Origin of the sequence: Nonomuraea sp. NPDC048826, from assembly GCF_043198225.1 — a bacterium.
Classification (GTDB): domain Bacteria; phylum Actinomycetota; class Actinomycetes; order Streptosporangiales; family Streptosporangiaceae; genus Nonomuraea.
In genome coordinates this window covers 370,569-395,730 of sequence record NZ_JBICUQ010000009.1, presented here as the reverse complement: position 1 = coordinate 395,730, position 25,162 = coordinate 370,569, and the positions used below count along the sequence as shown (strand labels likewise).

At 71.0% G+C, this 25,162-nt stretch carries 30 protein-coding genes; 13 read left to right on the top strand and 17 right to left on the bottom strand.

What is annotated here, in order from left to right:
* Nucleotides 1-2: 2 nt before the first annotated feature.
* From ACGFI7_RS32545 to ACGFI7_RS32515, 7 genes are all read right to left on the bottom strand, one after another.
* Nucleotides 3-1,457 (bottom strand): sugar transferase, encoded by a 1,455-nt coding sequence (locus tag ACGFI7_RS32545; RefSeq protein WP_393411302.1) that lies wholly within the window; start codon nucleotides 1,455-1,457, stop codon nucleotides 3-5.
* A gap of 275 nt (nucleotides 1,458-1,732) precedes the next feature.
* Nucleotides 1,733-2,083: a hypothetical protein gene (locus ACGFI7_RS32540; protein ID WP_393411300.1), complete on the bottom strand. Its 351-nt coding sequence runs from the start codon at nucleotides 2,081-2,083 to the stop codon at nucleotides 1,733-1,735.
* Between the two features lie 73 nt (nucleotides 2,084-2,156).
* Nucleotides 2,157-2,777, bottom strand: coding sequence for a GntR family transcriptional regulator (locus tag ACGFI7_RS32535; protein ID WP_393411298.1), 621 nt, complete (start codon nucleotides 2,775-2,777; stop codon nucleotides 2,157-2,159).
* 10 nt (nucleotides 2,778-2,787) lie between these two features.
* Nucleotides 2,788-3,675, bottom strand: coding sequence for a DMT family transporter (locus ACGFI7_RS32530; protein ID WP_393411296.1), 888 nt, complete (start codon nucleotides 3,673-3,675; stop codon nucleotides 2,788-2,790).
* Between the two features lie 19 nt (nucleotides 3,676-3,694).
* Complete coding sequence (locus ACGFI7_RS32525; RefSeq protein WP_393411294.1) at nucleotides 3,695-4,072, bottom strand: hypothetical protein; 378 nt, start codon at nucleotides 4,070-4,072, stop codon at nucleotides 3,695-3,697.
* 313 nt (nucleotides 4,073-4,385) lie between these two features.
* Nucleotides 4,386-4,880 (bottom strand): GNAT family N-acetyltransferase, encoded by a 495-nt coding sequence (locus tag ACGFI7_RS32520; RefSeq protein WP_393411292.1) that lies wholly within the window; start codon nucleotides 4,878-4,880, stop codon nucleotides 4,386-4,388.
* Entirely contained in the window at nucleotides 4,880-5,236 is a 357-nt protein-coding gene (locus tag ACGFI7_RS32515; protein ID WP_393411290.1) for an MmcQ/YjbR family DNA-binding protein, read from the bottom strand. The genes ACGFI7_RS32520 and ACGFI7_RS32515 overlap by 1 nt, the downstream gene beginning before the upstream one ends.
* A gap of 86 nt (nucleotides 5,237-5,322) precedes the next feature.
* Here ACGFI7_RS32515 and ACGFI7_RS32510 point away from each other — a divergent pair, with 86 nt between their 5' ends.
* The 6 genes from ACGFI7_RS32510 to ACGFI7_RS32485 all read left to right on the top strand — a co-directional run bounded on the left by ACGFI7_RS32510 (nucleotide 5,323) and on the right by ACGFI7_RS32485 (nucleotide 10,211).
* Nucleotides 5,323-5,715, top strand: a complete 393-nt coding sequence (locus tag ACGFI7_RS32510; RefSeq protein WP_393411288.1) for a hypothetical protein — start codon at nucleotides 5,323-5,325, stop codon at nucleotides 5,713-5,715.
* A 200-nt stretch (nucleotides 5,716-5,915) separates the two neighbouring features.
* Complete coding sequence (locus ACGFI7_RS32505; protein ID WP_393411286.1) at nucleotides 5,916-7,538, top strand: sensor histidine kinase; 1,623 nt, start codon at nucleotides 5,916-5,918, stop codon at nucleotides 7,536-7,538.
* 84 nt (nucleotides 7,539-7,622) lie between these two features.
* Entirely contained in the window at nucleotides 7,623-8,051 is a 429-nt protein-coding gene (locus ACGFI7_RS32500; RefSeq protein ID WP_393411284.1) for a roadblock/LC7 domain-containing protein, read from the top strand.
* The gene (locus ACGFI7_RS32495; RefSeq protein ID WP_393411282.1) at nucleotides 8,048-8,398 is read left to right on the top strand and encodes a DUF742 domain-containing protein; all 351 of its coding nucleotides are present in this window, start codon (nucleotides 8,048-8,050) and stop codon (nucleotides 8,396-8,398) included. Before ACGFI7_RS32500 ends, ACGFI7_RS32495 begins: the two co-directional genes overlap by 4 nt.
* Nucleotides 8,379-8,981, top strand: coding sequence for an ATP/GTP-binding protein (locus ACGFI7_RS32490; protein WP_393411280.1), 603 nt, complete (start codon nucleotides 8,379-8,381; stop codon nucleotides 8,979-8,981). The genes ACGFI7_RS32495 and ACGFI7_RS32490 overlap by 20 nt, the downstream gene beginning before the upstream one ends.
* A 12-nt stretch (nucleotides 8,982-8,993) precedes the next feature.
* Nucleotides 8,994-10,211, top strand: a complete 1,218-nt coding sequence (locus ACGFI7_RS32485) for a cytochrome P450 (RefSeq protein WP_393411278.1) — start codon at nucleotides 8,994-8,996, stop codon at nucleotides 10,209-10,211.
* A 155-nt stretch (nucleotides 10,212-10,366) separates the two neighbouring features.
* Here ACGFI7_RS32485 and ACGFI7_RS32480 read toward each other — a convergent pair whose 3' ends face one another.
* Nucleotides 10,367-10,756, bottom strand: coding sequence for a hypothetical protein (locus tag ACGFI7_RS32480; protein ID WP_393411276.1), 390 nt, complete (start codon nucleotides 10,754-10,756; stop codon nucleotides 10,367-10,369).
* Nucleotides 10,757-10,904: 148 nt separating this feature from the next.
* Between ACGFI7_RS32480 and ACGFI7_RS32475 the strand changes: the two genes are divergently transcribed.
* Nucleotides 10,905-12,035, top strand: a complete 1,131-nt coding sequence (locus tag ACGFI7_RS32475; RefSeq protein ID WP_393411274.1) for a sensor histidine kinase — start codon at nucleotides 10,905-10,907, stop codon at nucleotides 12,033-12,035.
* A complete protein-coding gene (locus ACGFI7_RS32470) occupies nucleotides 12,032-12,688 on the top strand; it encodes a response regulator (RefSeq protein WP_393411272.1) in 657 nt (218 codons plus the stop codon). The genes ACGFI7_RS32475 and ACGFI7_RS32470 overlap by 4 nt, the downstream gene beginning before the upstream one ends.
* Here ACGFI7_RS32470 and ACGFI7_RS32465 read toward each other — a convergent pair.
* Nucleotides 12,678-13,328 (bottom strand): DUF2306 domain-containing protein, encoded by a 651-nt coding sequence (locus ACGFI7_RS32465; protein ID WP_393411270.1) that lies wholly within the window; start codon nucleotides 13,326-13,328, stop codon nucleotides 12,678-12,680. The genes ACGFI7_RS32470 and ACGFI7_RS32465 overlap by 11 nt on opposite strands.
* A 161-nt stretch (nucleotides 13,329-13,489) precedes the next feature.
* Between ACGFI7_RS32465 and ACGFI7_RS32460 the strand changes: the two genes are divergently transcribed.
* Together ACGFI7_RS32460 and ACGFI7_RS32455 are read left to right on the top strand one after the other, a co-directional pair.
* Nucleotides 13,490-14,476, top strand: a complete 987-nt coding sequence (locus ACGFI7_RS32460; protein ID WP_393411268.1) for an NAD(P)-dependent alcohol dehydrogenase — start codon at nucleotides 13,490-13,492, stop codon at nucleotides 14,474-14,476.
* A 65-nt stretch (nucleotides 14,477-14,541) separates the two neighbouring features.
* Nucleotides 14,542-15,297: an SAM-dependent methyltransferase gene (locus tag ACGFI7_RS32455; RefSeq protein ID WP_393411266.1), complete on the top strand. Its 756-nt coding sequence runs from the start codon at nucleotides 14,542-14,544 to the stop codon at nucleotides 15,295-15,297.
* Here ACGFI7_RS32455 and ACGFI7_RS32450 read toward each other — a convergent pair.
* The 3 genes from ACGFI7_RS32450 to ACGFI7_RS32440 all read right to left on the bottom strand — a co-directional run bounded on the left by ACGFI7_RS32450 (nucleotide 15,282) and on the right by ACGFI7_RS32440 (nucleotide 17,721).
* Nucleotides 15,282-15,629, bottom strand: a complete 348-nt coding sequence (locus ACGFI7_RS32450) for a VOC family protein (RefSeq protein WP_393411264.1) — start codon at nucleotides 15,627-15,629, stop codon at nucleotides 15,282-15,284. The two genes, ACGFI7_RS32455 and ACGFI7_RS32450, sit on opposite strands and share 16 nt — an antisense overlap.
* A 45-nt stretch (nucleotides 15,630-15,674) precedes the next feature.
* The gene (locus ACGFI7_RS32445; RefSeq protein WP_393411262.1) at nucleotides 15,675-16,697 is read right to left on the bottom strand and encodes a saccharopine dehydrogenase family protein; all 1,023 of its coding nucleotides are present in this window, start codon (nucleotides 16,695-16,697) and stop codon (nucleotides 15,675-15,677) included.
* Between the two features lie 112 nt (nucleotides 16,698-16,809).
* Nucleotides 16,810-17,721, bottom strand: coding sequence for a LysR family transcriptional regulator (locus ACGFI7_RS32440; protein WP_393411260.1), 912 nt, complete (start codon nucleotides 17,719-17,721; stop codon nucleotides 16,810-16,812).
* 97 nt (nucleotides 17,722-17,818) lie between these two features.
* Here ACGFI7_RS32440 and ACGFI7_RS32435 point away from each other — a divergent pair, with 97 nt between their 5' ends.
* Nucleotides 17,819-18,631 carry an oxaloacetate decarboxylase gene (locus ACGFI7_RS32435; RefSeq protein ID WP_393411258.1) on the top strand — a complete coding sequence of 271 codons (813 nt, stop codon included), beginning with the start codon at nucleotides 17,819-17,821 and terminating at the stop codon, nucleotides 18,629-18,631.
* Here ACGFI7_RS32435 and ACGFI7_RS32430 read toward each other — a convergent pair whose 3' ends face one another.
* The 4 genes from ACGFI7_RS32430 to ACGFI7_RS32415 all read right to left on the bottom strand — a co-directional run bounded on the left by ACGFI7_RS32430 (nucleotide 18,632) and on the right by ACGFI7_RS32415 (nucleotide 21,654).
* The gene (locus tag ACGFI7_RS32430) at nucleotides 18,632-19,132 is read right to left on the bottom strand and encodes a carboxymuconolactone decarboxylase family protein (RefSeq protein WP_393411256.1); all 501 of its coding nucleotides are present in this window, start codon (nucleotides 19,130-19,132) and stop codon (nucleotides 18,632-18,634) included. It abuts the gene before it with no gap.
* Nucleotides 19,133-19,209: 77 nt separating this feature from the next.
* Nucleotides 19,210-20,136: an RNA polymerase sigma factor SigJ gene (gene sigJ / locus ACGFI7_RS32425; protein ID WP_393411254.1), complete on the bottom strand. Its 927-nt coding sequence runs from the start codon at nucleotides 20,134-20,136 to the stop codon at nucleotides 19,210-19,212.
* Nucleotides 20,137-20,293: 157 nt separating this feature from the next.
* Entirely contained in the window at nucleotides 20,294-20,794 is a 501-nt protein-coding gene (locus ACGFI7_RS32420; RefSeq protein ID WP_393411252.1) for a hypothetical protein, read from the bottom strand.
* Between the two features lie 518 nt (nucleotides 20,795-21,312).
* On the bottom strand, nucleotides 21,313-21,654 hold the full coding sequence (locus tag ACGFI7_RS32415) for a winged helix-turn-helix transcriptional regulator (RefSeq protein ID WP_393411250.1): 342 nt from the start codon (nucleotides 21,652-21,654) through the stop codon (nucleotides 21,313-21,315).
* Between the two features lie 192 nt (nucleotides 21,655-21,846).
* Between ACGFI7_RS32415 and ACGFI7_RS32410 the strand changes: the two genes are divergently transcribed.
* Nucleotides 21,847-22,551, top strand: coding sequence for an SDR family NAD(P)-dependent oxidoreductase (locus tag ACGFI7_RS32410; RefSeq protein ID WP_393411248.1), 705 nt, complete (start codon nucleotides 21,847-21,849; stop codon nucleotides 22,549-22,551).
* A gap of 162 nt (nucleotides 22,552-22,713) precedes the next feature.
* Nucleotides 22,714-23,151, top strand: coding sequence for a transposase (locus ACGFI7_RS32405; RefSeq protein ID WP_393411246.1), 438 nt, complete (start codon nucleotides 22,714-22,716; stop codon nucleotides 23,149-23,151).
* A 761-nt stretch (nucleotides 23,152-23,912) separates the two neighbouring features.
* Here the strand turns inward: ACGFI7_RS32405 and ACGFI7_RS32400 are convergent.
* Nucleotides 23,913-25,010, bottom strand: a complete 1,098-nt coding sequence (locus ACGFI7_RS32400; protein ID WP_393411244.1) for a helix-turn-helix domain-containing protein — start codon at nucleotides 25,008-25,010, stop codon at nucleotides 23,913-23,915.
* Nucleotides 25,011-25,162 lie beyond the last annotated feature (152 nt).

Below are 25,162 nucleotides of genomic sequence, written 5' to 3'. Positions count from 1 at the left end.
CGTCAGTACGCCCCTTCTCCCCGTGCGACCACGGACCAGGTCTTCCACAGGATCTGCAGGTCGAGCACGAGCGACCAGTTCTCCACGTACCGCAGGTCGAGCCGGACCGACTCCTCCCAGGTCAGGTCGGAGCGCCCGCTGACCTGCCAGAGCCCGGTCATGCCCGGTTTGACGACGAGGCGGCGGCGCACGTCGGCGCCGTACTGGGCGACCTCCTCGCGCAGCGGCGGCCGCGGGCCCACCAGCGACATCTCCCCGCGCACCACGTTGAGCAGCTGCGGCAGCTCGTCCAGCGAGTAGCGGCGGAGGTACGCGCCGATCCGGGTGACCCTTGGATCGTTCCGCATCTTGAACAGCACGCCGTCGAACTCGTTCGCGTCGGCGAGCTCGTCCTTGAGCCGTTCCGCGCCCGTGACCATGGTGCGGAACTTGACCAGCCGGAACTCCTTGCCGCCCCGGCCCACCCTGGTCTGGTGGAAGAGGGCGGGGCCTCGGCTCGTCGCCCGGATCAGCGCCGCGATGGCCAGCAGCGGCAGGGCGAGCAGCAGCAGGGCCGTCATGGCGACCAGCCGGTCGAACACGCTCTTGACGAACTGCCGGGCCCCGTCGAACTCCGGGTGCTCCACGTGCAGCAGCGGCATCCCGGCCACCGGGCGGATGCTGATCCGCGGCCCGGCCACGTCCAGCAGCGCCGGTGCGACGAACAGGTCGGTGCGGTCCGTCTCCAGGCTCCACGCCAGCCGGCGCAGCGCCGTCCCGTCCAGCTCCGGACAGGCGAGCACGGCGACCGCGTCCGCGCCGGTGCGCGCCACCACGTCGGCGACGTCCGCGAACGTGCCCAGGACCGGGATCCCGTCCAGGTCGTCGTCCTGCCGCTCGGCCGGCAGGCACGCGCCCACCACCCGCATCCCGTGGTACGGCTGCCGGCGGAACTGCATCACCAGGTCGAGCACCGACTCCCGGTGGCCGACCGCGATGACCTCGCGCATGTACTCGCCCACCGCTCTCCTGCGGTGCAGCCGTTTGCGCATCCGATAGCGGAAGTAGAGCGTGGCGATCAGCCCGAGCGGCAGCATCGCCATCACGAAGCTGCGCGCGATCGCGGTCTGCGTGGCGTACGCGCCGATGGCCACGGCCGCCATCAGCCCGACGCCGCCGTTGAGCACCGCCTTGAACTCGTCCGTGCCCTCGCCGTTGGCCCGTTGCCGGTAGGCGCCGCCCAGCGCGAGCGCGAGCGGCCAGGCGGCGACCAGGCCGAACCCCAGCAGGAACTCCTCCGCCGGGATGTAGATGCCGTTCAGCAGCCGGACGCCCAGCACGCACGCGCAGGCCAGGAGCGCGCACACCGTGTCGCCGGACAGCAGGAGCCGTAGGTACGCGCGCGTCCAGATGCTCGACGCGTGGCGCGGTTCGGCCTTGAGGAGCACGACAGCGGACTCCCCAGTCCCCACCCTCATAGCACCACCCAGGATCTTCGTGCACCGCGTGACAACTGACGTTCCTTGACACGTCTCATGGGTCGTCGAAGTCCCCACGATTCATCAAGGGCGGCGGCCCCCACTAAAGACTAAAGATCAACCTCGCGATGGGGAATATCGTGATATGTCCACAAGCGGACGAAGGTCAACGACCATGAGACCTTGACGGAACGATCCACAAGTGATCTCTTTAGGATGGCCGTCGGCGCTATTACGGCCATATTCCCGCCGCATTACGGCACGGCGGTTTACGGCTAGTCGTACTCCAGGTCCGGCAGTGCCGACGGCGGGTCCGGGCTGCGCCACACGACCACCACTCCGTCGTGCCGCGCGTCGCTCGCCATGGTCAGCCGGTCCAGATCGAAATCCGGCAGATAACGCAACCGCGCTAGGAATGTCGCATCCGTCGCCGAACGCGGCACGACACATCCCTCGCCGTCACGGTCAAGCAGCACATAAAGGACATCGGACTCGGTTTCGGTGACCACACGGACCTCCACCACGTCCTCCCACGCGAGGGCCTCGACGCTCCCGTCGGCGTAGTGGCGGGTCACGCCCTCTTCTGTGACGTACACGTAGGAGTCCGGCATCGGATTGCCGTGCATGGCCGCGATTCTTGCGAGGTTTGGGGTTGTCCCGCAAGGGTTCGCGCGTACCGGGCAACCTGCGCCCGGACCGTCAGGCGCCCCAGGTGTGGGAGAGGTGGGCCGCGACGGCCGCGCGGGCGGCGTCGGCCGGGCCCGTCGCGATGGCGTCGAGCAGCTCGCGGTGCTCGCGCACCAGCACGTCCCTGTCCTCATAGACCCGGCGCAGCCGCACCAGCCCGAGCCGGGTCTCGGCCGCCAGCGCGCCGTAGAGCCGCACCAGCCGGGGGCTGCCCACCGCCTCGATCAGCGCCTCGTGCAGCGCCATGTGCTCCGCCACCGAATCCGACCACGGCGCCTCGGCGTCGAGCGCGGCCATCCTGCCGAGCGCCGCGTCGGCCTCGCCCACCCGCCGCCCGGCCAGCGCCCCCGCCATCAGGTCTTCCAGCGGTCGCCGCACGAACATCAGGTCGTCCAGATCGGCCGTCGTCACCTCGGGGACGTAGGCGCTGCGGTTGCGCTCGCGCCGGAGCAGCCCCTCGTGGACGAGCCGGGCCAGCGCCTCGCGCACCGTCGGCCGCGCCACCCCGTAAGCGGCGGCGATCTCCTGCTCGGGCAGGGGCGTGCCGGGCTCGATCTCGCCGGACAGCACACGGCCACGGAGCGCGTCGGCCAGCGCGCCGACAGCGGAGACGGGTCTGATCGGGGTCCGCACGGGTGCGACTCTAACGCTCCGCCGGATCTTTCTCACGATCCGGTACGAGCACCCGCTGCCGTTCCGGGAGGGCCACCACCACCAGACTGACCGCCAGCAGCACCAGCCCCGCCACCGAGACCGGGGCCAGCCGCTCGTCCAGCACCACCAGGCCGAGCAGCGCCGCGACCGCCGGCTCCGCCAGCGCCAGGGTGGCGGCCGTGGCCACCGGCGTGGTTCGCAGCCCTCTCCCGTACAGGAAATAGGACAGCGCGGTCGTCCCCAGGCCCAGGTAGAGGGCGGCGAGCAGGCCGCGCGGCTCCCCGAGCCAGCCCACGCCCTGCCAGAGCAGGACCGGCATCATGATCACCGCGGCCCCGCCGAACAGCACGCCCATCACCGCGTTGGACTCCGCGCCCGCGCCGATCGCGCCGGCCGCGCTGACCGCGTAGAACGCGTAGAGCAGCCCGCCGAGCAGCGCCAGCAGCACCCCGGACACGACCTGCCCGCCGGCCTCCGCCCCGCCGCCCGCGATCAGCGCGACGCACCCGGCCACGGCCGCGGCGGTCGCCCCCGCCCAGCGCAGGCTCGGCCGGCGCCGGTGCAGCACCCAGGAGAGCAGCCCGGTGAAGACAGGGCCGCTGCCGATGGCCACCACCGTGCCGATCGCCACGCCGGTGCGGGCCACGGCGGCGAAGAAGCAGAGCTGGTAGGCGGCCACGGCCACGGCGGCCAGCAGGAGGCCCGGCCGGATCGCCCGCCTGAGCCCCGGGCCGGCGAACAACGCCAGCGCCGCCCCGCCGATGACCAGACGGGCCGCGGCCAGGGCGACGGAGTCGGCGGAGACGAGCAACCCGGCGGTGCCGGCCGTCCCCCAGAGCACGGCGGCGCCGACGACGGCGAGGGGGCCATTCTTCATGCCAGACATTGTCTGACAACTATACAATTTCGTCCAGCAAGTTATCGACCAGCCGGCCCGCCGACTCCGCCACCTCGGCCGCGTACTCGTCCAGCAGGCCCAACGCCACACGGACCTCGAGGGCGTGCACGGCAGGCAGCTCCAGCAGCGGCTCGTCCTCCACCGCCGCCCCGCCCTCGACCCGGAACCCGTCGCCGGTCGCCGCGACGGACACGGCGAAGACCACCTCACGGCCGTCGGGCAACATGAACGCCGCACCCGTCCGCACCCCTGCGGGCGGCACCACATAAGAGAAGGGACGGCTGCGCACGAACGGGTGCCGTAACTCGGACAGGATCCCCGCCGCCCGGCCCAGGGTCGCCAGCAGATCCGCCGCGGCCAGGCTGTCGCCGTCCACCCGGCCAGCGTAGATCACCCGCCCCTGCCCCATCCACCCCCGGCCCGGTTCGCACCACGGCGACCGTGCCCAGCCACCCCGGACCGTGAGTCGAGAACGGCCAGGACCACGGCGAGGCAGGGGTTGCGACAACGGCGGCCGGGCCGCCCGTCCCCACCCGACGCACCCTGCCCGCGACTTGAACAGCCAGGACGGCGGCGGGTCGACATGCAGAGGACCGTCCGTGGCAGGCGAGGGACGAACGGCCAGGGTGGACGGTGGGACGAGGGGACGCGGTGGGTGGTGGAGTCGGGTTGACCACAGGGGCGAGGGTTCAGGGGACTGGGTCGGTGGCGAGGCGGGCGTGGCGTTCGACGTCGTGGCGGATCCCGTCGTAGTGGAGTCTGCCGCGTTCGACGCCCTCCGGGAGGAAGCCGGCCTTGAGCGCCACCCGGCAGGAGGCCTGGTTGTCGAGGCGGTGGCCCAGCTCCAGCCGGTGGAGGCCGCGTTCGCCGAACGCCCAGCGGGCCAGTTCGTCGGTGGCCGCCGCCGCGACGCCGCGGCCGCGCGCCTCGGGGAGGGTCCAGTAGGACACCCACCCGGTGTCGTGGTCGTCGATCCGGGTCACCGCGACGTTGCCGACGACCCGCCCGTCGAGGACGGCGGCGAAGGCGTGGCCGGCGCCCTCCCAGGAGGCGATCCACCCGATCGCGTCCTGCGGGGTGATGACGGGCCACGCGCTCTGCCGTCGCATGTCAGGCGCCTGGAAGGCGCGCAGCACGACGGGCGCGTCCTCCTCCCGCCACTCCCGAAGTCTGATCTGTCCCATTAACCGCCTATTTTATGGGCGGCCTCGAACGCGGTGACGAGGTGCTTCGGCGCGGTCAGGCACCACGCCTCGGCCGTCAGCTCGAACAACTCGTCATAGTCGATCCGGTCGAGGTGGACGACGACCCACCCGAACCGCCCCGCGGTGAACTGCACCTCGAACACCTCGGGCCGCTCGGCCACCAGCGCCAGCTGCTCCTCGATCGTCGCCTTGAGCCCGACGGTCTCGGTGTCTTCCCACAGGTATCCGAAACCCTTGCCCCGCACCTTGATCGCGACCCAGCCCGGCCCGTCGCTCGTGCGCACTTCCGGCAGGCTCTCCAGCAGCACGAGGAACTCGTCGACACTCACACCCATGGGCCCCTGTGTACCAAACGCCCCCGACACTTCCCGGCCGACGATCACCCTTCACCCCAGCTCCCCGCGCGTCTAAAATGATCAACATGACCGACGCCCCGTCGGCCCCCTGGCCGCTGACCATGCGGGCCGCGTACGCCGCGCTGACGCTCCAGATGGCGTTCGGGCTGATCGCGCTGGCCGTGGGCGTGGGCGGGGCGGTGGCCACGATGCACCTGGCGCTGGGGGCTTACGCCGCCGCGTGGGTGGCGCTCATGGCGTTGACCGCGTTGATCATGGTGCGCTTCCCCCGGCGCGAACGGCGGGTCAGGTGGGGCGCCGTGGCGCTCCAGGCAGCCATGATCACGGTCCATCTGGCGATCACGGCGATCGATCCCGGGCTCGAGGTCCGGTCGTTCCTGGCGATGGAGGTGTTCGTGCCGGCGTTCGTCATCGCCCTGCTGCTCACGCCCGCCGCCGGCCGCTGGTTCGACCGCTAGAGCCGTCGCACACTCAGCCCGATAAATCGACATTTGAGTTGACTCAGGGTGGCATGAAGTGAAACGGGTGTTTTCCTGTTGTCTCTGATCCCGGTGGTGCTACCGTAAGCGCCTGTTCCCGTTCGCGCTCTGTCACGCAGCGGTAACAATAAGCCTCTGCTGCACGGGGAGCAGCAGCACAGACCCCCGAGGACACGCGGATGTCAGCAGACGTACCTCTTCTCCAGACGCAGCGCAGACTCGCTCCCAAGGAGCTCACGGTCATCACGGCCCTGGGCACCATGGTCGTGGTGGCATGCCTGTGGCTGTGGGCGGTGTTCGCCACCCCGGCCGACGCCAGAGGGGTCATGGCGATCACCGGCGGCCTCTGCGCGGTGCTGCTGACCGGCGCCGCCGCGGCCATCGCCCACTACGTCGCCGTCGGTCGCCGCCAGCGCGAACAGGTCAGGGCCGCCGCCGCCCGGGTCGCCCGGCTGGAGCGGGAGATCGCCCGGGTGTCCGAGGACACGCTGCCCGCGCTGGGCCGGCAGGTGCGGGGCGGCGGCTCCGTGACCGACGCGCTGGCCCGGGTGCCGCAGCCGCCGGATGGACCGTTGCAACAGCTCCTCAAGGCCGTGGCGCACGAGCTCGACGGGCTCGAACGCGAGCGGGCCATCGCGCAGACGTCGCGCTCCGCCACCGAGGCCGAGATCATCACGCTGACCCGCGACACGCTGCCCGAGCTGGTCAAGCAGATCCAGATGGAGCGCAAGCCCGTCACCGCCGCGCTCTCCGAGGTGCGCCAGCCGGTGCACGCCCCGCTGCGCGACCTGCTCGCCGAGACGGCCCGGCAACTGGCCGAGGGCGACCGCCGCGGCGCCGCGGTGATGGCCGCCTGCGCCGGGGCCGCGGCCCGGGTGCAGGCCCAGGCGACCAGCCTGCTCGCGCTCCTCCGTGACCTGGAGGAGCAGTACGGCGACCAGGAGGAGGTCTTCTCCGACCTGCTCGACCTCGACCACCGGGTGTCCCAGCTGGGCCGGTTGGCCGACAACATCGCCCTGCTCAGCGGCGGTCGCTCCGGCCGCCGGTGGACCCGGCCGATCGTGATGGAGAGCGTCCTGCGCGGCGCCATGGGCCGCATCAGCGCCTACCAGCGCGTCCGCGTCCACTCCACCAGCACGGTGGCCGTGGTCGGGTACGCGGCGGAAGGCGTGATGCACGCGCTCGCCGAGCTGATGGACAACGCCGCCACCTTCTCCGCGCACGGCACCGAGGTCCACGTGTACGTGGACGAGGAGGACGCCGGCATGGTGATCACCATCGAGGACAGCGGCCTCGGCATGCGGCCCCGCGAGCGCCAGCACGCCGCCAAGCTCGTCTCCGAGCCGCTCGACCTGCGCACCCTGTCGGGCACCCGGCTGGGCCTGGCCGTAGTGGGCCGCCTGGTCGACAAGTACGGCCTCACGGTCAGCTTCCGGCCGTCGGCCAGGGGCGGCACCGGCGTCGTGATGCTGATCCCGCGGGTGCTCATCACCCAGCCCAGGACCGCTTCGGAGTCCCCGGCCGAGATCGAGCGGCAGTCGCCTCCCGCCCTGGAGGCGGCGACCGTGACCGCCGCCGTCACCGTGCCGGCCCAGACCACGCCCGCCGACGAGGAGCCCGAGGAGCAGTCGCTGCCGCGGCGCCGGCGCGGGCAGACGCTCGCCGAGGCCGCCAGGTCGCGACCGGCGACGGCCGTGAAACCGGCGGCGCGCGACGGGCGGGAGGCGGCGGCCAGGTTCGCGGCGTTCCGCCAGGCGGGCGGCCGCGGGCGGCCCGCCGATCCGGCCTCCGGCGACTCCTAGACCCCGGGCGCTCACAGCACCGGACCCACTTGGATCTCAGATTGGAGGCAGGGGCCGCCCTCCGGGCGGACGCCCCGCGTTTCGATGAGCACTATCGACGCATCGCGTTCCACGGACCGCACCATCGACGGGCTGCTGGAAAGCCTCAAGGACCGGACGCCCGGCATCAGGCACGTCCTGGTGCTGACGAGAGACGGGCTCAAGATGAGCTACAGCAGCGGCCTGTCCAGAGACAGGGCCGACCAGCTCTCGGCCCTGTCCGCCGGGATCCAGAGCCTCTCGCTGAGCGCCTCGGCCGAGTTCGGCGACGGCATCGGCGCCGGGCAGGCGATGGTGGAGTTCGCCGGTGGGCTGCTGCTCATCGTGCCCGCCGGAGAGGGCGCGCACCTGGCGGTGGTCGCCGACGAGGACGGCGAGGTCGGCCTGATCGCGCACAACATGAACGAGCTGGTCGAGCAGATCGGGGTCTATCTGACCGCGGCCCCCAGACCGGTCGAGGGCGGCGCCTCGTGAACCGCCGGCCGATCGACCGGGAGAGCCCGGACCGCCTCTACACCGTCACCGGGGGCCGCACCCGCGCCGACGAGACCGCGTTCGACTCGGTCTCGCTCATCGTGAGCGAGTGCGAGCCCGTCCCCGGCATGCAGTCGGAGCATGTCAAGATCCTCCAGCTGGCCCGTCGCCCGACGGCCGTGGTGGAGCTCTCCGCGGAGCTGCGGCTGCCGGTCAGCGTGGTGAAGATCCTGCTGCGCGACCTTCTGGACACGGGCCGCATCACCGTACGCCACCCGTCCGCCGAGACGGGCAAGCCGGCCCCTGACATCCTGAGGCAGGTGCTCGTTGCACTCCACAACCTCTGACGACGCCCTCGTCCGGACGCCGCTGCTCGACTCCGCCACGGACGCGATGAAGATCGTGATCGTGGGCGGGTTCGGCGTGGGCAAGACCACCATGGTCGGCTCGGTGAGCGAGATCCGCCCGCTGAGCACCGAGGAGGTCATGACCGAGGCGAGCGTGGGCATCGACGACGCGAGCCGGGTCCGTACCAAGACCACCACCACCGTGGCCTTCGACTTCGGGCGCATCACGGTCAACGACAGCGCGGTGCTCTACCTGTTCGGGGCGCCCGGCCAGGAGCGGTTCTGGTTCGTCTGGGACCAGTTGTTCGCCGGCAGCCTGGGCGCGGTCGTGCTGGTCGACACCCGCCGGCTGGAGGACTCGTTCTACTCGATCGACCGGCTGGAGCACCACGACATGCCGTTCGTGGTGGCGGTCAACCGCTTCGCGGGCGGGCCGTCGCTGGACGCCGTGCGCGACGCGCTGGCCCTGTCGCCGGACGTGCCGCTGGTCGACTGCGACGCACGGGACCGGCTGTCGTGCAAGCACGTGCTGATCACCCTCGTCGAGCATCTCACCCGCCTGTACGACCGGACTCCCGCCTGAGAAGGACACGCCGTGACGAACCCCGGATATCCCGAGCACGCCGACGCGGTCCGGCTGTACGAGCCGGAGGTCCTCGACGACCCGGCCGCGTTCTTCGAGACGCTGCGCCGCAAGCACGGCCCGGTCGTGCCGGTGCTGCTCGACGCCGATCTGCCCGCCTGGCTCGTCCTGGGCTACCGCGAGCTGCACCACGTGACCAGCCAGCCGCGGCTGTTCGCCCGCGACCCGCGCCGCTGGAACCAGCACGAACTGGTGCCGCACGACTGGCCGTCCCGCCCGCACGTCGTCCACCAGCCGTCGGTGGTGTTCACCGAGGGTGAGGAGCGGCGGCGGCGCGCCGGCGCCATCGGCGACGCGCTGGACGAGATCGACCGCATCGAGCTGACCCAGCTCTGCGAGAAGGTCTCCGACCTGGCCATCGACGCGTTCTCCGGCGACGGCGCGGCCGACCTGGTGCCCCAGTTCGCGCACCGGATCCCGGCCCAGGTCATCGCCCGCCTGTTCGGGCTGCCGGAGCCGGACGTGGGCACCCTGCTCCGCGCCATCTTCCAGGCCATGAACGACCCGGCCAACCGTGACGAGGCGGAGCTGCGGGTCGGTGAGGTCATGGGCCGCCTGGTCGCCGGCAAGCGCATCCGGCCCGGCCACGACCTCGCCACCCGCCTGGTGAAGCACGAGGCCGGGCTCACCGACCCGGAGGCCGTCTACGACATGCTGTCGTTGCTGATCGCCGCGCAGGACAACTGCGCCGGCTGGATCGGCAACACGATGCGGCTGATGCTCGTGGACGACCACTTCCAGATGGACCTGCAGGGCGGCCGGAGCAGCGTCGCGGAGGCGCTCAACCAGGTGCTGTGGATGGACCCGCCGGCCCAGAACCTGCCCTCGCGCTTCGCCGCGCAGGACTGCGAGCTGGCCGGCCACCGCATCCGCCGCGGTGACATGATCGTGATGAGCCTGGTCGCCGCCAACGCCGACCCGCAGGTGCAGCGGGGCCACACCACGGCCAACCGGGCGCACATGGCCTTCGGCCACGGCGAGTACGGCTGCCCGTTCCCCGCCCCGGAGCTGGCCGAGATCATCTCCAAGACGGCGGTCGAGGTCCTGCTGGACCGGCTGCCCGACATCCGACTGGCCGTGCCTCCGGAGGAGCTGCGCTGGCGGCGCAACATTTGGAACCGCATGCTGGAGGCGCTCCCCGTCGCCTTCACCCCGGCCCTGGGCAGGTGAGCCGGTCGATGTCCCCGCTCGACGCCTATCCCGGGCACGCCTGCGCGGTCCGGCTGTACGCCCTGGAGTCGCTGCCGGTCGCCTTCACCCCGGTGGGCCGCCCCGGCCACTGAGCCCGGCCGCTGGACCCGGTAGTGGAGGGGCGGTTCCGGGTTCTAGGCGACGCCCCATCGCCTGGGCGAGCACGGGTCGACGCCGGTGCGGGAGACGCACACCTGGATGGCGATGTCCCGGCCCTCCCGGTAGTTGACCTTCTTGATCCAGCGGGTGCCGCACGACTTGTTCCAGTACGTCTTCGTCCCTGCGCCGTTCCACACCTTGATGTAGACGGCGTGGCGGTCGCTGCACCGGGTGTCCCACAGCTGGAGGTCGTCGCCCCGGTGGTGGAACGCGCCGTAGACGCCGCCCGTCCGCGCGCTGACGTTCCGGCCCGCGGCCGACTCGGCGGCGGCCGGGGTGGCCGGGGTGGCCGCGGCGAGCAGCGGGATCACGCCCGCCGCCAGGACGGCCGCGCACCTCGCCGCCTTCGTGCTCATCCTCGACATGTCGTTCTCCTCTCGTGTACAAGCCCGTGCGAGTTCTTCCGTACGAGACAGCCTGGTCAGTGCCGGGCGGCCGGTCGTTGGCGGAGAGCGCCCATCTCTTGCTCCCGCGCGCATCCCTTCGGGGCGGGCGCTCTCGTACGATGACCATGTGGTCGGCCTCATCCGCTCGGTGTGGAATGAGCCCCCTGCTCCCGGCCCGCCCGCGCGGGTGTGGCGAGACTGGGCGCTCGTGGCGGTGCTCGTCCCGGTCGCGGTGCTCGAAGGGGTCCTGCGGCCCGATCTTCCGTGGCGGGCCGTGTCGGTGCTGGTCACCGTCGCGCTGGTCCCCACCCTGCTGTGGCGGCGGACCAGCCCGCTGCCGATGATCATGATCTCGTTCGGGGTCACCGCCCTGGCCACGCTGTTGACGGCAGGGCAGTTCGTAGAGACGAACACGCTGGCCTACCAGCTGATCGTGGTGTACGCGCTGTTCCGGTGGGGGTCAGGCCGGGCGGTCGTGCTCGGGCTGGCGATCATGCTCGGCTCGATCGGTCTGGCGCTGGCCACCGGCCGCCTGCCGCCCGCCGAGGCGAGCGGCGGGCTCACCGTGCTGCTCGCGGCCCTGGCCCTCGGCGCGGCCTTCCGGTTCCGGGCCGGGGCGCGGGCGCGCGAGCTCGAACAGGTCAAGTCGCTCGAACGCGAGCGGCTGGCCCGCGACCTGCACGACACCGTCGCGCACCACATCTCGGCCATGGCCATCCGGGCGCAGGCGGGCCTGGCCACGTCCGGCACCCGACCGGAGGCGGCGGCCGAGGCGCTGCGGGTGATCGAGGCCGAGGCGGCGCGCGCGCTGGACGAGATGCGGGCCATGGTCCGCGTCCTGCGCCATGACGAACAGGCTGACCCGGAGCCCGGCCGGGGCATCGCCGACCTCCGGCGGCTGGCGGAGCGGAGCCCGTCCGGCCCGCCCGTCGACGTGGAGATCTCCGGCGACCTCGACGGGCTCTCCCCTTCGGTGGGCACCACGATCTACCGCCTCGCCCAGGAGTCGGTCACCAACGCCCGCCGGCACGCCCGGCACGCCACCCGCATCGAGGTCCGCGTCGCCGCCGACGACACGTCGGTGCGCCTGCGGGTGAGCGACGACGGGCAGGGACGCCAGAACCCCACGCCCGGCTACGGGCTCATCGGCATGGCCGAACGCGCCGGCCTGCTGGGCGGCACCTGCGTGGCCGGCCCGGAGCACGGCAGGGGCTGGACCGTGACGGCCGTGCTGCCGCGGACGGGGGTGGCGACGTGAGCGTCCGGGTGCTGGTCGCCGACGATCAGGAGATCGTCCGTACCGGGCTGGTCATGATCCTCGACGCCCAGCCGGACATCGAGGTCGTCGGCGAGGCGGCCGACGGGCGGCGGGCCGTCGAGCTGGCCAGGCGGCTGCGGCCGGACGTGTGCCTGTTCGACATCCGCATGCCGGGGCTCGACGGGATCGAGGCCACCCGCACCCTGGCCGGTCCGGACGTCGCCGACCCGCTCGCGGTCGTCGTCATCACCACGTTCGACCTCGACGAGTACGTCTACGCTGCGCTGCGGGCGGGCGCCCGGGGTTTCCTGCTGAAGAACGCCGGCGCCCAGCTGCTCTCCCAGGCGGTGCACGCCGCGGCCGGCGGCGACGCGCTGATCGCCCCCAGCATCACCGCCCGGCTGCTCGACACCTTCGCGCGCAGCGGCCCCGCCGCGCCGCCGGCCCGCCCGGTCGAGGCGCTCACCGAGCGGGAGGAGGAGATCCTGGTGACGGTGGCGCGCGGGCGGACCAACGGGGAGATCGCCGACGAGTTCCACATCTCGCTCAGCACGGTCAAGTCCCACATCGCCAGCCTGATGGCCAAGCTCGGCGCCCGGAACCGCGTCGAGATCGCCATGTGGGCGTACGAGACCAACCGGGTCAGGAGCTGAACCGGACCGGCCGCTTCCAGATGACCCACTCCGCGACCAGCAGGTTGATCACCCAGGCGGCGCCGAGGAGCAGCGCCCTGGCGAGCTCGTCGGGCGGGCCGGCCACCAGGTGGTGGAGCGCCTGGGTCAGCGCCTGGGTGCCCGCGCCCAGGCCGATGGCGTAGCCGCGGATCATCCAGGCGCGGTGCGCGGTGAAGTCCCGCCGCCGGATCGCGGCCAGGCCGAGCCCGATGGAGACGGCCATGGCGGTGCCGAACCCGAGACGGAAGGCCGCGAGCAGCGGCCCGTCGTGCTCGGGGAGCGCGTAGAAGACGGTCATCCACAGCCCGGAGAACGCCGCGACGAGCCCGCTCGGGGCCAGCAGCCGCCCGGCGATCCGGTGCCAGCCGGGCTTCCTGCGGCGCAGCCGGGGCACGAACTGGAAGGCCCCGAGCACGGTGTAGACGGTCACGCCGGCGATGTGCAGCACGATCGGCAGGGGCGAGGCGAAGAACCGCGCGTTGTCCGCTGTGACCGCCGCGCCGCCGGTCAGCTCGGCCATGCGGATGCCGCCGGCGAGCACGGGGATGAGGCTGAGCCCTATGAGCGCGGCCACGGTCCGTCCGGCCCGGTCCCGCCGCGTCGCGATCCTGTCTGTCATGCCTCCGATCGTGACGGCGAAGCCGGTGCCGGCTCATCAGCGGAAAGGTCCGTTCTGAGCTGGCCGATCGTCCGTCAATCAGGCGTACTTTCGGCTGATGACCGCTTTGAACAGGATTTTTACGCTGATGGCACGATCTCGACCTTCCCGAGGAGAAGACCATGAAGGCGTTCGTCCTGCGCTCCTACGGCTCACCCGACGCGCTCGAGCTCACCACCGTCGACCGGCCCGTGCCGGGCCCCGGCGACGTGCTGGTCCGGGTGCGCGCCGTCTCCGTCCAGCCGGCCGACTGGCACCTCATGAGAGGCCAGCCGTACCTCGCGCGGCTGATTCCCGGCCCGCTCGGGCTGCGCCGGCCGAAGGTCACCGTGCTCGGCGCCGACCTCGCGGGCGAGGTCGAGGCGGTCGGTGCGGGGGTGACCGGGTTCAGTCCCGGCGACCCGGTGTACGCGATGCCCGAGCAGGGCGGCTTCGCCGAGTACGCCCTCGTCCCCGCGGCGGAGCTGGCGCCGAAGCCGGAGAACCTGACGTTCGAGGAGGCCGCGGCGGTGCCCCTGGCGGCCAACACGGCCCTGATCGCGCTGCGCGACCAGGCCCGGGTCCAGCCGGGCCACCGGGTGCTCGTCATCGGCGCCTCCGGCGGGGTGGGCACGTTCGCCGTGCAGCTCGCCAAGGCGTTCGGCGCGCACGTCACCGGCGTCTGCGGCCCGCGCAACGTGGAGATGGTCCGGTCGATCGGCGCCGACGAGGTCGTCAACTACGCCAAGGAGGACTTCACCCGGCAGGACAGCCGGTACGACGTCATCGTGGACAACGCCGGCAGCCACTCGGCGCTGGCGTGCAGGCGGGTGATGACCCGCAAGGGCGTCTACGTCGTCATCGGCGGCAAGGCCGGGCGCTGGGTGCAGCCCATGGGCCACTTCCTGGGGGCGCCCGCGCTGTCACCGTTCGTGTCGCAGAAGATGACGGCGGTCGACGTGATCGGCTGCACCGAGAACCGGCGCAATCTGCTGCAACTCACCGAGCTCATCGAGTCCGGCAAGGTCATCCCGGTGATCGACCGGGTCTACCCCTTCGCCGAGATCCCCGCGGCGCTCAGGTACTCGGAGGCGGGACACGCCGCCGGGAAGATCGTCGCCACGGTCTGAGCGTCCGCTCTCGGCAGGCCCCGAAACGGCTGGTGCGCCCGTGCGCGATAGGACAGATTTGTCCCATGGAACGCCAGCTCATCAGCCACCTCGCCCACAGGGACCACCCCATCGCCGCGCCCGTCTCCGGCGCGCACGTGACCCGGCTGCTGCGCCGGGCCCGGCTGCCGGAAAGCGCGAGGATCCTCGACCTCGGCTGCGGCGAGGCGGCGTGGACGCTGCGTGCGCTGGCGCTCTACGAGGACGCCACCGCCGACGGGGTCGACATCTCGGCCGACGGGCTCAAGGCGGCCGAGGAACGCGCGGACGCCCAGGGCGTCTGGGAGCGCATCCGGCTGCACGGACGACCGGCCGCCGACTTCCCGGTGGCCGAACAGTACGACCTGGTGCTCTGCGTCGGCGCCACGCACGCGTTCGGCGGGCTCGTCCCCACCGCCGAACACGTCCGGCGCTACCTCAAGCCGAACGGGCTGGCGCTCATCGGCGAGGGATTCTGGGAACGCGAGCCGACGCCGGAGGCCCTGGCCCGGCTCGGCTCCCGGCCGGACGAGTTCCACGACCTGCCGGGCACGGTCGCCGCGGCCGAATCCGCCGGATTCGACACCGTCTACGCGTACACCAGCGACCTGTCCGAATGGGACGACTACGAGTGGTCCTGGACGGGCACGCTGCTGCGCTGGGCCAACGAGCACCCCGGCCCGGACGCCGACGCCGCCCGCGCGGCCGCCCGGGAGCACCGCGACGCGTGGCTGCACGGCTACCGGGGCGTCCTCGGCTTCGTCACCCTCCTGCTCCAGCACAACGGTCAGCCCTCCCAGTAGACCTCCACCACGTAGCCGTCGGGATCCCGGCACTTGAAGCTCTCCAGCCCGGGCTCCGACCACCGCTCGACGATCGGGACCCCGGCCGCCTCCAGGAGGGCCAGCCGCCCGGCGACGTCGGGGGTGGTGAAGCCGAAGTGCGCGAAGTCGGGCAGCGGGCGCGGATCGGGGTCGTGGTGGAGCGCGAGGTCGAACCCGTCGCGATCCCGGATGATCAGTGTGCCGTCGTCGTACTCGCTCGCCGGGCCGGCGTCGAACCCGAAGCAGGTCTCGTAGAACCTGCGGGAGCGCTCGATGTCGCGTACGGCGAGGGCCAGATGGTTCAGCCGCATGGCCCCCGACGGTAACCGGCGGGCGGCCACGTCGTCGACGCCTTTTTACGCGTCCTTCTCCAGGGTGTACGACAGGTGCGCGGACAGCGCGCCGAGGAAGTCGGCCGCGTCGAAGATCTCCCCGGCCGAGGCCACGCCCGTGGTCCTGGTCCGGCCGGTGAGGACGCGGTGGACCGCTTCCACCGCGAGCGGCGCGGTGACGGCGTAGATGTCCTGCCCGCGCGCCACGGCCCGCCGCCGTTCCTGACCTGACCGTACGAGGACGTCGACGAGGAAGGTCTGCCCGGACCGCCCGCGCTCGTCGGCCGCGACCGGCGCCGGGGTGTCCGGGGACGCCAGGTCCCTGGCCGCCTCGACCGTCATGTACGTGGTCACCTCGGGGATGTCCAGGTGGCTCGGGATCGTCACGACGTCGGCCATGGTGAACTCGCCGATCACGTCCCGGTCGCCCAGCGGGCCGGGGAAGGACCACCGCAGGGTGGGCAGGTCGTCGCCGTGGTACTCCAGCCGCCCCTGGGTGAACCGGACGCGCCGGCCGTCCCTGCGCCGCCCGGAGACCTGGCCCGCGAGGCGCGTCCCGGCGGTCGGGTGCCAGTTGCTCAGGCCGTAGGCGACGTGCGCCTCGTCGGCCGCCGTCCAGTCGCCCATCGCGGCGCTCGCCAGCAGGTCGCCCAGGCCGCCGTAGAAGGCCATCGCCGGGACGATCACGGCCCCGGCCGCGCGGGCCCGGTCGGCGAACCGCGCGAACGTGTCGGCGTTGGCCTCGATCTCGGCCGCCACGTCCACGTACGGGATGCCGGCCCGCAGCGCCGCTTCGATCACCGGCGCGGCGGTCGTGGCGAACGGTCCCGCGCAGTTGATCACGGCCGACGCCCCGGCGAGTGCCCGGTCCAGCGCCTCCGCGTCGTCCACCGACGCCGCCCGCACCTCCAGCTCCGGGTGGTCCAGCGCCTTCAGCTTGCCCTCGTCACGGCCGGACAGGATCGGGACGAACCCCCGCTCCAGCAGCTCCGCCACCACGAACCGCCCGGTGTGCCCGTAGGCCCCGTAGACCACCACCGCGTTCATCAGCTCTCCCGTACGTCAAAGTGGATGCTTCGCAGGGAACATTCTGGTCGCGACGACCGGGAGGCACGAGCGTCCGGAACGCCATCATCCATACAGTTTCGGACACCTCCCGCTACTCCCGCAGTTCAGGCGTGTGCTCGCGGAGCACCTCCAGGAACGCCTCCGTGAGCGCCCCGCGATGCCCGCGCCCGCGGCGGACGGCGACGACCGGCAGCCGCGCGTCCACGCCGTCGATCTCGACCGCGCGCAGGCTGCCGATGCGCAGTTCCTCCCGCACGCTGCCGGGAGGCATGAGCGCGACCCCGAGCCCGGCCTGCACCAGCCGCTTCTGCGCCGTCAAGCTGTCGATCCTGGTCACCGGGGCGCCCGCGGGCAGGAGCCGGTCGAGCAGGTGGCCGAACGAGTCGGGCTGACCCCGTTCCGGCGAGAACCCGAGCCACCGCTCGCCGCGCAACGCTCCCAGGTCGGGCAGCCGCTCGGCGGTGATCGGATGCGCGGCCGGGACGACCACCACCAGCCGCTCCGCGCCGAGGGGGATCGACTCCAGGCGCCTGTCTGCGTCCGGGAAGTAACGCAGGCCGAGAGACGCCTCCCCGGTGCGGACGAGTGCGCTGACCTGGCGGCTCGTCGCGGTGGTCAGCTCGACGAAGACGTCGCCGAACCGCGACTCGAACGCGCGCAGCGCGTCCACGATGTGGGAGTCGGCCAGGGTGCCGACGAGGGCCAGCCCGAAGGTCCTGGTCTCGCCCGGCCGCGCGACCTCCTCCCGTACGGCTCGCTCGGCGTCGCGGACCGTGGCGAGCACGGTCTCCGCGTACGGCAGCAGGGCCCGGCCCGCGGCCGTCAGCCGCACCCGGCGCCCGGTCCGCTCGTACAGGGACGCCCCCAGCGACCGCTCCAGCTCCCGGATGCGGCGGCTGACGGCCGGCTGGGACAGGTTGAGCACCCTGGACGCCTCGGTGAACCCGCCGTTCTCGGCGACCGCCACAAAGGCGACGACCTCGTCCATCGTCATCACATTCATCAGTTTTCCTGATGAATCGCATTGCATCTATGCATTTGCCGACAGGTATGACGATGGCGCAGAGTGAGGGGCGTCATTCCACCACCGAGGGGGCACCATGAACGATCAGTCGGCCCGCGCGCTCCGCTTCCGTGAGCTGCACGAGCGGCCCGAGCCGCTGCTGCTGCCCAACCCCTGGGACGCCGGCACCGCCCGGCTGCTGGCCTCGCTCGGCTTCGAAGCCCTGGCCACGACCAGTTTCGGGGTGGCCAACCAGCTCGGCCGCAAGGGGGTGGACCGGCAGGACGTCCTCGACAACGTCCGCGCCATCAGCGAGGCCACTCCCCTGCCCGTCAACGCCGACCTGGAGAACGGCTTCGCCGACGACCCCGCCGAGGCGGCCAAGATGATCGCGGACGCCTGCGCGGCCGGCGCGGTCGGGGGCTCCATCGAGGACGCCACCGGCGACCCCGCCGCGCCGATCTACGACTTCGAGCTCGCCGTCGAGCGCGTGCGGGCGGCGGTCGAGGCGGCCCGCGCCCTGCCCGTCCCCTTCGTGCTGACGGCGCGGGCCGAGAACCTGCTGTGGGAGGCCGGCGACCTCGACGACACGATCCGGCGGCTGCAGGCGTTCGAGGCGGCGGGCGCGGACGTCCTGTACGCCCCCGGCCTGCGCACGCTCGACCAGATGCGCGCGGTCGTGTCGTCGGTCGGCAGGCCGGTCAACGTGGTGATGGGCTTCGCCGATCCCACGATCACGCTGGACCGGCTGGCCGAGGCCGGCGTCCGCCGGGTCAGCATCGGCGGCGCGCTCTCCCGCGTCGCGCTCGGCTCGTTCATCGACGCGGCCAGGGAGATGCGCGACGGGCGGTTCGGCTTCGTCACGCGGATGGCGTCCGCCGACGAGCTCCACGCCGCCTTCGGCCCCTGATCACTCCACGTTGTAGTTCTCCCCCAGCGCCCTGCCGGGGATCGGCTTGGCGATGAGCGCGACGGGGATGAAGAAGCAGATCTGGCCGATCGCCAGGATGAGCGTCCAGAGCGCCTTGTCGTCGTAGTGGGCGGACGCCGCCGCGTACAGCTCGTCGGGGACCCGCTCCCCGGCGGGGTTCGGGGTGAGGACGGCCTCCACCAGCTCCAGCGCGACCCGCTCGGCGCCGGTGAAGTACGGGGCGTCCCGCCAGGACGCCACCGCGGTGATCCGCTCCTCCGCCACCCCGGCCGCGCGGAGCCCATCCGCCTGCCGGACCGTGTGGTACGTGCTGCCGACGAGCTGCCCGGCCCGGAGCTGCACCAGGCCGATCGTGGTCTGCGGGATCGCCCCGTTTCCGACGGCCTTGATCATCGCCCCGGCGAGCGCGCCCACCTCCTCGGGGAAGAACCGGTTGGGGTCGGGCAGCCGCGACCGGAGGTTGTCCTGCTGTGTCGTCATGACGAAGTGCTCCCATCTCGATCTCCGAGCGCCTCGTTACCGCGCTCGAAGATCCGACGAAACACCCGCCCGGAATGTCAGGTCCGCGTCGGTCGCTCCGGATCCGTCGTCCACGGCCGGAGCTTGTCGGGATTGCGTACGCCCCAGACCCGCGTGATCCGGTCGCCCACGACCTCGAACGCCATCACCGACACGGTCACGCCGTCCTGCTGGACCGCCAGCCCGGGCAGGCCGTTGACCGGGCGCTCAAGGATCGTCATGCCGGGCGCCGCGGCGGCGATCTCCACGAGGTGACGGGCGATCAGCTCGCCGCCCACCACCGGGCTGAGCACCGCACTGACCAGCCCGCCGCCGTCGCTGACCGCCGTGGCCCCGGGGTCGAGGAGGCCGACCAGGGCCTGGATGTCCTGGGCCTCCCAGGCCTGCTTGAAGTCCCTGACGACGCGGGCCTGGCGGGCGGCCGGAGCCACGGGAGCCTGCGCCGCGCGCACCCGCCTCCGGGCCGACGAGGCGAGCTGACGGCAGGCCGCCGGGGTCCGCCCGAGGATCTCGGCCACCTCGGCGAAGGGATACCGGAAGACGTCATGCAGGATGAACGCCACCCGCTCCGCCGGCGTCATCGACTCCAGCACCACGAGAAAGGCCATGTTGACCGACTCGTCGAGCGTGACCCGATCGGCCGGATCACCGCCCGCCCGCCCGGCGATCCACTCCGTACGCCCCGGCAGCGGCTCCGGGACCCACTCCCCCACATAGCGCTCCCGCCGGACCCGCGCCGAACCCAGCAGGTCCAGGCAGATGCGCCCGGCCACCCTGGTCAGCCAGGCGCCGGGAGACTCGATCGCCTCGTGCTGCTCCCGCGACATCGCGTACCAGCGGACATACGTCTCCTGTACGACGTCCTCGGCCTCGGTCAGCGACCCGAGGAGCCGGTACGCCAGATTGATCAGCTGGCTCCGCTCTCTCATGATCACGCTCAGGCTCGGGTCGGACGGGGTGGTCATGGCGTCATCGACTCCTCCACGCGGTTGCCCTCACCGGTCCGACGAAACAGCCCAGCGAACTGTGACCCGGCGGTCAGACGTCGCCGGACCCGTCGGCTGCGGGCGACCCGGAGCCCGTACGAACCCCTCCGACCTGACGGTCCCCTCCGAACCGCGATCAACGCCGGCAACATTCGCCGTCGTGCGTCACCCACTCCTCGGTGTCCCGATGGCAATCCAGCCCCACAGCCGCGAACAGGTCGCCATACCCGGCCTCGGAGCGCACGCCGAGCCTCGCCAGCGCAGCGTTGACCGGCCAAGCATGTGCAGGGCCCGTAAGGCTTTCATCCAGGTACGGCCCCATCACCCGACGGCCCGCCTCCCACACGGCAGCGGCCTGACTGCCCACCCCGCCGAACAGGTCCACCTCGACGTAGGCCACCGCACCGCCTCGCGACCACCTGCCGAAGAGACTCTCCCCCTGAGCGGGAAACTTCCAGAAGACGTCACCCAGCTGCCTCTCGCCATCGCGCTCACTGACGGCGTCGAAGAGCTCGTCCGTCAGGGGCAGCATGCCGACACCACACCTCAGGACCACCGCCCTGGCCGCGGCGAACGGCTCAGCCAACGAGCGCAGCACCACCTGCCCACCGAGAACCGCCTCCAGCCGATATCCCACGACGGCCGAGCGTAGCCCTCATGGAGAACTTCAACCGGCTCGAAGGGCAGCGACCGCTTCGACGAGTCCCGCCGCCTCCAAAGCGTCGAGCACATCGTCAACGGTCTCCGGCGGGCTGGTCCGCGAGTCCGCGATCTGCTGCACACAGTCCGGAGTTCATCAGGCAGCGGAGCCTGCCGAGCTTCTCCGCAGGAATATGAGCAGGTCACGCAGGGTGTTGCCGTACAACACATTCGCGTCGTAGACCACCATGCTCGGGGTACCGCATGAGGTAGTCCTTGATACGCCGTACAGCACGACCGGCCACCTCGGCGTCGATGCTCCCCGGATGAACTCGCTTGGCCTGCACGTCCGCCATGACGTCACCCCCTCTTCGCAGTATCCGCACGCAAGCACAATTGCTAGCGGGATACAGAGCGGACAGCCATCAAGGAGGCCGAGCTGACCGCATGACCGACGCCGGCATCCGGTTTTCGGAGGTCTGCACTCATCCGTCGCTGACGCACCCCGGTCGACGGTCAAGGCTGTGTTCGGGGCGGATGGGTGGCGTCGTAGTGGCGTCGGTTGCTGTTGATTTTCTCTCGGTGTGTGGTGGCCCATTCGGCGAGCGCGGCGACGGAGTCCAGGAGTGTCGCGCCGAGTGGGGTGAGCGCGTAGTCGACGCGCGGGGGGACGCTGGGGTGCACGGTCCGGGTGAGGAGGCCGTCGCGCTCGAGTTGCCGCAGGGTCAGGGTGAGCATGCGCTGCGAGATCCCCTGCACGGCGCGGTGCAGTTCGCTGAAGCGCAGGGTTCGGTCGCGGAGTTGCCCGATGACCAGGATGCTCCACTTGTCACCGATCAGGGCGAGGATCCGCAGCACCTGCCGGCATATCTCGTCTGGTGACTCAGGTGGCGTGATGTCGCGGGCAGGCGGGGTGCTCCTGGCAGGCGTCAAGGGTTACCTCCATGTGCGTCACCGACATCAATGTGCCGTCTTGCCACCGTACGAGTAGTGACAAATCATGCTGTTGCGAACAAAGAGTAACTCCGAAGTCGTCGGAAGGACGTTGTGGTGGCGAAGACGCTCGTAGTCGTCGGTGCCGGCCCGGGGCTGGGGATGGGCGTGGCCCGGGCATTCGGCAGGCACGGCTTCCAGGTGGGGCTGATCGCCCGGACCAAGGACACTCTGGACGGCTTGGTGGGTGATCTGGCCAGGCTGGGCATCACCGCCGCGGCCTTTCCCGCCGATATCCGGGATCGCGACGCGTTGACCGATGCTCTCACCAGGGTCGAGGAGACACTGGGACCGGTCGATGTCCTGGAGTACAGCCCCAGCCCGACGGGGCCGATCACCCACGCCGCGCAGACCACGGTGACATCCGCCGCCGCCCAGTTCGAACTGCATGTGCTGGGCGCGGTGGCGGCCGTGGGACAGGTGCTCCCGCAGATGCGCGCCCGGGGCATGGGGACGCTGCTGCTGACGACCGGCGTGTCCGCCAGGATTGCCGCGCCCTTCCTGGCCAACGTGGGTCTGGCCATGGCCGGCTTGCGCAACTGGGCGCACACGCTGCACGCCGAACTCCGCCCCCAGGGGATTCACGCGGCGACGGTGACGATCGCCTCCGGCGTCATCCCGGGTGACGAGGTGGCCGACCCCGATGCCATCGGCGCCCGCTATTACAACCTGTACCAGCAACCGGACCGGGTGGAAGAGGTCATCGGTGACCTTGATGCGTTCCGCGCCCTGGTCGCCCAGTGGACCGGCACAAACGGCTGACGGCGGTGGCGAGGACCCAGGCGGCTGCACACCTCGGCGCGCTTACCGGGTCATCAGGCTGTCGCCCGGTCGGACTAGATGCTTGAGCTGTCTGGGCCTGCCAGGAGCTGTAATCACAGGGTTTCGCTGCGCTACGAAGCGTGATCCTGATAGGTCTGCGGCATGACGCGTGGAGACCTCACGGACGAGCAATGGTCCTTGATCGAGCCGCACCTGCCGCTGGGTGAGCGCATCTCGGTCCCGGACCTGCGGCAGCAGTTCGACGCGGTGCTGTGGCGCTTTCGTACCAGCGCCCCATGGGAGGATCTGCCTGCCGAGTACGGACCATGGCCCATGGCCTACGACCGGTACCGATGGTGGGCGGCTGCGGGCGTGTTCGCGGAGTTGGCGCACGCGTTGCTCCCGGAGACAACGGACATCAAGACCTCCCACACGTCCCCTGCCGGCGCGATTCTGGGCGGCGAGCTGGCCCGGGCGCTGAAAGTGGCAGCCGACGAGGAAAAGGGCCTCCAGCAACTGGGCAGCTTCCCCGCGATCATCGGACAGACGAGGAGCACGGGAACCACGGCCGACGGCTACGACGCCACAGGTTCGGGTTGACGGCGGCCTGGCTGAAGCTCACGGGACCAGCAAGGTGCTGGCCCACGTCCTATGAGGGCAGTACGGGTTCTGGACCGAGGAGGGTGCCCACATCTACCTCCACGACACCGATTTCACACACCTACGAGCCCGGCCCAGCCCGCCCGCCACAGGGCGGCACGGGAGACGCCGTAGGTGTTCTCCAAGGTCACCGAGCCGATGGCGTAGACCTGGCCCGTACCAGGTCGCCGGGCCAGGGAGCCTGGCTTGCCGTGTACCCCGTCGGGGCGGGCACCCCCACCCCGGCGGCACGAACAGCGGCCGTAGCAGCGCCACCCGCGTGCGCAACACCCGCACCGAATGCCGCCAGCCGATACTTCCAGGACAATCAGCTACAACCGGTGCGACGGACGTACGAACCGAGAGTCGAACCGGTACACGGCAGTCGCATTCCCGTCTCGCTCAGAGCATCCACGATGCTGCCGGCAGCCACTTCGGTGAGCTTCCCGTCCCGGATCGCACACGCGAGAAGCCATACCGTGCCGTGCACCTCCAGACCATGGGCTCTTCCTACAGGCACGGCTCGTCGATCGTCGGTGACGGCGATCCCCCCGGAGAGTTCAGCGGCGGAGAACACGCTGGCCTCTCCCAGGTCACGCTCCGAAGATCCGATGCGTTGTATCCACTTGGCAAAGCACTTGATCTCTTCCAGAGAATCGAGTCTTGCCAGTCCGTCAGGCACATCGCGTCGAACACCAGAATGGATCCTGGTTCCACGCTGGTCACAGCTCGAAGTCCGCATCGTCACGCACCGGCAGGTCTGCCACCACGATCTGGCCGCGCATGAGCTCGACCGCCCGGGATTCTGTGATGAGCGACCGCTTGTAGGATTCCAGCACCGCATGCGCGAAGCTCGGAGGCACTCGAACCGTCTCCAGATCAGGTTGAGGCGTCCACCCAACCGCTTCCATCAACTCTGCGCGCGTCGGGTTTCTCTGGCGCATTTCTTTGGCAACACCGCGGTCGATCGCCTCGGCCGCCACGGCCTGCCGCACCGTCAGGGGCCAGGACGTCCTGAAGCGTGCAGCCAGGACCACCAAATCGTCCCGCTTCGCTCTCTCCCCCTGGGAAACCACGCTGCGAAACGCCGCGACCGGGAGAAGAAGTTCCGCGGCGAACGCGTCGATGATCGCTTCTCTGTCGCCACGGGAAGCATGGATGCCGATGTCCGTGGAGTACTCGTCGCCGACTATGAGATGGCCCAGTTCGTGAGCCGCAGTCGTGCGTCGGCGGCCGGGATCTCTGTGTCTGCTGACAACTGCCACACCGAGATCGTCCTCGACCAGCGACGCGCCTTCACCCGGCGCCTCGACCACCGCGACCAACTGCCCGAGCCGTTCACACACCCTCATGAGTGAATCGATGGGCTCAAGGCCGAGACCTAGACGCTCTCGCACCCACAGGGCAGCCCGACGGGCACTCGATGCGTCCCGCACCGCCTCGGGATGGCGTTCGATCTCAGGAGGATTGAACACTCCCCATTCGACAAGCTGCCGGATGTCGCCCAACCACGTGGAGAGAGCCACGTCCAGACGATGGGATTGGCGGGTGGCGTCGGTCATCGTGTCGTCGGCCAGCTCCGCACGGCGGGACACGACCAGTGGCTGTGGATCGAGGAAGTAGCTCAGGGGTACCTGGAGAACCGTCGACAGTTTGGCGAGTTCGAGCGCGTCGACACGTCGAACGCCTCGCTCGATCTTCGCGATCATCGTCCGGTCGAGCTTCAGCGCCGAGGCCAACTCCTCCTGCGACATGTCGGCTGCCAGACGGCACTCGCGCACGCGCTCACCTATGTCAAGCCACTCTCCGGGCTCCTTCATGTTGCGATAATCGCACACGTGCCGCACACGCGCGAGGTCAGGAAGCCAGCTTGTGCCCATGAGTGCGTCAAGCGATCTCCATCCCTTGAAGCACCTCAACTTCAATCGCCGATGGAGGGCTGTACAAGTGCACAGCTCTTCCCAGCCCCCGG

Coding starts and splice junctions, on each gene's coding strand:
- ACGFI7_RS32445 (WP_393411262.1), bottom strand. CDS start 16,697: ATGAACGCGGTGGTGGTCTACGGGGCCTACGGGCACACCGGGCGGTTC.
- ACGFI7_RS32450 (WP_393411264.1), bottom strand. CDS start 15,629: ATGCGGCTGAACCATCTGGCCCTCGCCGTACGCGACATCGAGCGCTCC.
- ACGFI7_RS32440 (WP_393411260.1), bottom strand. CDS start 17,721: ATGAATGTGATGACGATGGACGAGGTCGTCGCCTTTGTGGCGGTCGCC.
- ACGFI7_RS32405 (WP_393411246.1), top strand. CDS start 22,714: ATGACGCGTGGAGACCTCACGGACGAGCAATGGTCCTTGATCGAGCCG.
- ACGFI7_RS32545 (WP_393411302.1), bottom strand. CDS start 1,457: ATGAGGGTGGGGACTGGGGAGTCCGCTGTCGTGCTCCTCAAGGCCGAA.
- ACGFI7_RS32465 (WP_393411270.1), bottom strand. CDS start 13,328: ATGACAGACAGGATCGCGACGCGGCGGGACCGGGCCGGACGGACCGTG.
- ACGFI7_RS32455 (WP_393411266.1), top strand. CDS start 14,542: ATGGAACGCCAGCTCATCAGCCACCTCGCCCACAGGGACCACCCCATC.
- ACGFI7_RS32500 (WP_393411284.1), top strand. CDS start 7,623: ATGAGCACTATCGACGCATCGCGTTCCACGGACCGCACCATCGACGGG.
- ACGFI7_RS32480 (WP_393411276.1), bottom strand. CDS start 10,756: ATGTCGAGGATGAGCACGAAGGCGGCGAGGTGCGCGGCCGTCCTGGCG.
- ACGFI7_RS32510 (WP_393411288.1), top strand. CDS start 5,323: ATGACCGACGCCCCGTCGGCCCCCTGGCCGCTGACCATGCGGGCCGCG.
- ACGFI7_RS32520 (WP_393411292.1), bottom strand. CDS start 4,880: ATGGGACAGATCAGACTTCGGGAGTGGCGGGAGGAGGACGCGCCCGTC.
- ACGFI7_RS32530 (WP_393411296.1), bottom strand. CDS start 3,675: ATGAAGAATGGCCCCCTCGCCGTCGTCGGCGCCGCCGTGCTCTGGGGG.
- ACGFI7_RS32430 (WP_393411256.1), bottom strand. CDS start 19,132: ATGACGACACAGCAGGACAACCTCCGGTCGCGGCTGCCCGACCCCAAC.
- sigJ (WP_393411254.1), bottom strand. CDS start 20,136: ATGACCACCCCGTCCGACCCGAGCCTGAGCGTGATCATGAGAGAGCGG.
- ACGFI7_RS32515 (WP_393411290.1), bottom strand. CDS start 5,236: ATGGGTGTGAGTGTCGACGAGTTCCTCGTGCTGCTGGAGAGCCTGCCG.
- ACGFI7_RS32460 (WP_393411268.1), top strand. CDS start 13,490: ATGAAGGCGTTCGTCCTGCGCTCCTACGGCTCACCCGACGCGCTCGAG.
- ACGFI7_RS32435 (WP_393411258.1), top strand. CDS start 17,819: ATGAACGATCAGTCGGCCCGCGCGCTCCGCTTCCGTGAGCTGCACGAG.
- ACGFI7_RS32400 (WP_393411244.1), bottom strand. CDS start 25,010: ATGAAGGAGCCCGGAGAGTGGCTTGACATAGGTGAGCGCGTGCGCGAG.
- ACGFI7_RS32540 (WP_393411300.1), bottom strand. CDS start 2,083: ATGCACGGCAATCCGATGCCGGACTCCTACGTGTACGTCACAGAAGAG.
- ACGFI7_RS32505 (WP_393411286.1), top strand. CDS start 5,916: ATGTCAGCAGACGTACCTCTTCTCCAGACGCAGCGCAGACTCGCTCCC.